Source organism: Streptomyces sp. NPDC001781, from assembly GCF_053596035.1.
On sequence record NZ_JBSFFI010000073.1, the window covers coordinates 1 to 3023 of the forward strand.

Annotated in this window: 6 protein-coding genes; 3 read left to right on the plus strand and 3 right to left on the minus strand. The window is 69.4% G+C overall.

Going from position 1 to position 3023, the window contains the following annotated elements; translation table 11 throughout:
- From ACWCV3_RS28600 to ACWCV3_RS28610, 3 genes are all read right to left on the minus strand, one after another.
- A partial coding sequence (locus ACWCV3_RS28600; protein WP_451230164.1) for a DUF3854 domain-containing protein occupies nt 1-964 on the minus strand: 964 nt, incomplete at its 3' end.
- A gap of 55 nt (nt 965-1019) precedes the next feature.
- Complete coding sequence (locus ACWCV3_RS28605) at nt 1020-1505, minus strand: hypothetical protein (RefSeq protein ID WP_451230167.1); 486 nt, start codon at nt 1503-1505, stop codon at nt 1020-1022.
- Complete coding sequence (locus ACWCV3_RS28610; protein ID WP_451230170.1) at nt 1502-1735, minus strand: helix-turn-helix transcriptional regulator; 234 nt, start codon at nt 1733-1735, stop codon at nt 1502-1504. The genes ACWCV3_RS28605 and ACWCV3_RS28610 overlap by 4 nt, the downstream gene beginning before the upstream one ends.
- Nucleotides 1736-1951: 216 nt before the next feature.
- Here ACWCV3_RS28610 and ACWCV3_RS28615 point away from each other — a divergent pair, with 216 nt between their 5' ends.
- The 3 genes from ACWCV3_RS28615 to ACWCV3_RS28625 all read left to right on the plus strand — a co-directional run.
- Entirely contained in the window at nt 1952-2278 is a 327-nt protein-coding gene (locus ACWCV3_RS28615) for a hypothetical protein (RefSeq protein WP_451230173.1), read from the plus strand.
- Complete coding sequence (locus ACWCV3_RS28620; protein ID WP_451230175.1) at nt 2275-2730, plus strand: hypothetical protein; 456 nt, start codon at nt 2275-2277, stop codon at nt 2728-2730. Before ACWCV3_RS28615 ends, ACWCV3_RS28620 begins: the two co-directional genes overlap by 4 nt.
- Nucleotides 2727-3023: DEAD/DEAH box helicase family protein (locus ACWCV3_RS28625; RefSeq protein ID WP_451230178.1), on the plus strand; the 297-nt coding region annotated here is incomplete at its 3' end. The genes ACWCV3_RS28620 and ACWCV3_RS28625, both read left to right, overlap by 4 nt.

Genomic DNA, 3023 nt, shown 5'->3' on the forward strand with positions numbered 1-3023 from the left:
AGTCCTTGCTCGCCTCCTCGCGCTGCTTGTCGAGCACTCGCGTGAACCCGGACAGCGCCCACTGACGGATCTCCTCCATCACGGAGGCGTCGGTGCACTCGTTCCACACCTTGCCGTCCCAGCGCATCCATCCGAGCCCGGCCGCCCACCGGTACTTGCCGTCCAGGGCCTCGGCGCACGCGGTGTCCGCGAGGACGGCGTCACTGAAAGCGGCGTCCCTCGTGTTGTCGCTGGGGATCTCTCTCGTGGCCGCGTCCCGCAGACCGTCGAGGTCCCCGCCGGCGTGAAAGTAGTCATCCACCCCCTTGACTTCGGTCTCGCCGGCTTTCTCCGGGACGATCAGGTACCTGATGTCCGCCGCGCCCTTGGACTCCAGCCAGAGGCCGAGTCGGCGCATGGCGTTGAGCACCATGCGGTTCGTCTTGGCGTCCGCGTCGAAGCAGACGACGACCGTGCGGCCCTTGAGCGGGATGTCCTCCCAGTCGCCCAGGGTGCCGTGGGTGCCACGCCAGTTGTAGACGCCGGACAGAGTGACGACGGGGATGCCCTTGGAGGCGAGAGCGTCGGCCTTCTTCACACCCTCAGTGATCCACAGCGGCGCCGAGACGGTGCGCACCGCGTTCGCCATCATCGGAGGGACGTCCAGGCGCGACTTCCCCTTGGAGGCCGCGTACTTCACCCGCTTACCCTCGTGCGGCTGCGGCTGACCGGGCTTGAACATCGCGCCGATCCGCTCGCCGGTCACCCGGTACAGCGGGATGAGCAGGCCGGGAAAGGCGCTCTCCTCGCGCCACGCCCATACCGGAATGGACTCCTCGCGCAGCCGCGCGCGGTCCTCCTCGGTGCCGTACAGGGTTTCGTAGCCCCGGGCGTCGCGCACGTCGGGGCTGATCACGCTGGCGTCCAGTTCCGCCGCGTGGTGGTCGGACACCTGCCCCGGGTTCGTCTCCACGTAGGTGGTCATCGCTTTCCTCGTTCCTTGGTCAGTTCTTCCTTGGTCGGGGTGTGGGGCGTGGTCCTCACGGTGGTGGTCTCCTCCCCTTCCGGCCGGCGGGTGCGCGGCGGTCGAACCGGGCCGCGTGAGCGGCAGCCCACGCCGTCCGGAACTCCGGGCCGGTCCACATGCGGTGCACGTCGGCGACCATGCCGCTCGGGTGCCAGACGCGGACGGTGTGGTCCCGCCCGCAGACATCCCCCGAGCGGTGCAGTCCGCGCACCGTGAACAACATCAGACCCGTCTTGGTGACGAGCCCCGCCCAGCGTGGGTCGTCAAAGGTATCCGCGTGGGGCTTAATCTCCATCCACGCCTGGTCAGCGCCACGGAACGGCCGGATCCGGAAGTCGGGGAGGTAGCCGCGCGAGCCGATGCGGTACGCCTGCGGCTCGTACTCCCACGGGATGCCCGCGTGCTGGAAGAAGGTGATCCAGCGGGCCTCCAGCCGGCTGCGGGTGGTCACCCCGTGCACGGTGGTCGGTATCGGCTTGACGACCTCGTACAGGTTCACGACGCGATGCCGGACACGGCGGCCGGCGAGGACGACGCGACGCTGACGACGATGGGCGTGTTCCGCGCGGCGATCCACGCGTCCGCCTGCTCCGTGGAGATCAGGACCCGCCCGGTGGGCGTCTTGTGACGGTCCAGCGGCACACTCGGGTCGTCCAGCCACCGGTACACCGAGCCCGGCGCGACGTCCGCGCGCTCGGCCACCTGCTTGACGGTCAGGTACTCGTCCACTGCTCCTCCTTGACGGTTCGTTACGTGCTCGGTTCGATGATACCCACGTTTACACACGCTTATACGCTGGGTATCATAAAGGACAGCGGGGCCCGACGGAGCCACGCCGACCACAGACCAAGGAACCCCCGGGACGCCGGGCCGGAAGGCGCCCGACCGGGCCCCGTGACACGCGGGTTCGGTGATTGTGCGCCTCACTGGGAGGATCACGGACTCATGACCACGGAACAGATCGCCTACTACGCCACGCTGAACCTGCTCGGGACCGGGTTCACTCCGGTCTCCGTCGATGACGCGCCCCTGATGCTGACGCTGGAAGACCTGCGCTTCCGGGCGCTCGCCTCCGCCATGCCGCCGGGGCCCAAGGTGCGCTGCACCTACTGCTCGCAGCCGTTCGCCTACGACGGGCCGACGGACGGCGAGCACTTCGCCGAGCTGTGGGAGCACCTGATCGTCGTGCACCACCGGCAGATCCCGTCCGCCGACGGACTGGCCAGGATGGCGTGGCACAACCCGCAGTTCCCGCCGGCGGTGGCGGCATGAGCGGCGAGACCGCGACCGCGTACCGGGTCCTCTACATCGACGCGGACGGGCACGAGCAGTTGACGGCCGCCATGCCGTACGACGCGGCGTATGCCCGCGCGCGGCAACTGGAGGGCCGGGGGTTCTCGGTCGTCTCCGTCATGGAGTCCGGCGCCGCCGTGGCCTACATGGAGGACCGCTACTCCCCGACGTACCGGGGCGTGAAGGTCCCGGACGGCCTGCGGGACGACAACCAGCCGTATGTCTTGTACGAGGCGTGGAAGCGCGGCGTGGACTCCGTGCTGGGGGTCGTCGTGCCGCTCCTGGACGAGCTGCACGACGATGAGCCGTGTGTCCTCGACCACCACGGCTACTGCCAGATGCACGGCCTGCCGCAGCCTGGGCCGTGCCCGGACGCCGTGGCCACCGAGTTCATCGCTGCGGCGGCAGCGGGGAGGAGCGAGACGTCATGAGCCCGGCGAGTCAGACCCTCCAGCTCCGCCCGTACCAGCGCGAGGCCATCGACGCGGTACAGGCGGCGTGGGCTGACGGGATGCAGCGGCCGGCCGTCGTGCTGGCCACCGGCATGGGGAAGACGGTCGTCTTCTCCCGGATGGCGGCCGAGCACATCGCCGAGCACGGCACCCGCGTGGTCATCCTCGTGCACCGTGACGAGCTGGCCGACCAGACGCTGGACAAGCTCAAGCAGACCGAGCCGGACCTGTTCACCGGCAAGGTGAAGGCCGCATCCGACGGCATCACCGCC

What these genes read in the sequence shown, in the direction of transcription:
- ACWCV3_RS28620 (WP_451230175.1), top strand. Translation starts at nt 2,275, where the DNA reads ATGAGCGGCGAGACCGCGACCGCGTACCGGGTCCTCTACATCGACGCG.
- ACWCV3_RS28615 (WP_451230173.1), top strand. Translation starts at nt 1,952, where the DNA reads ATGACCACGGAACAGATCGCCTACTACGCCACGCTGAACCTGCTCGGG.